Source organism: Streptomyces anulatus, from assembly GCF_000721175.1.
Classification (GTDB): Bacteria; Actinomycetota; Actinomycetes; order Streptomycetales; family Streptomycetaceae; genus Streptomyces; species Streptomyces anulatus_C.
In genome coordinates, this window is sequence record NZ_JOEZ01000145.1 from 1 (window position 1) to 253 (window position 253).

At 54.9% G+C, this 253-nt stretch carries 2 rRNA genes; both read left to right on the forward strand.

The features are described 5' to 3' along the window. Positions 1 to 77, forward strand: a 23S ribosomal RNA gene (locus IG90_RS0138915); the annotation flags it as partial. 79 nt (positions 78 to 156) lie between these two features. Continuing rightward, positions 157 to 253: ribosomal RNA gene (gene rrf / locus IG90_RS41075) — 5S ribosomal RNA — on the forward strand; the annotation flags it as partial.

The following is a 253-nucleotide window of genomic DNA, read 5'->3' on the forward strand; positions in this document are numbered from 1 at the left end:
CTGGGTTGATAGGCCAGATGTGGAAGCCCGGTAACGGGTGGAGCTGACTGGTACTAATAGGCCGAGGGCTTGTCCTCAGTTGCTCGCGTCCACTGTGTTAGTTCTGAAATAACGAACGGCCGTGTTGTGTTCCGGTGTTGGTTAATTTCATAGTGTTTCGGTGGTCATTGCGTTAGGGAAACGCCCGGTTACATTCCGAACCCGGAAGCTAAGCCTTTCAGCGCCGATGGTACTGCAGGGGGGACCCTGTGGG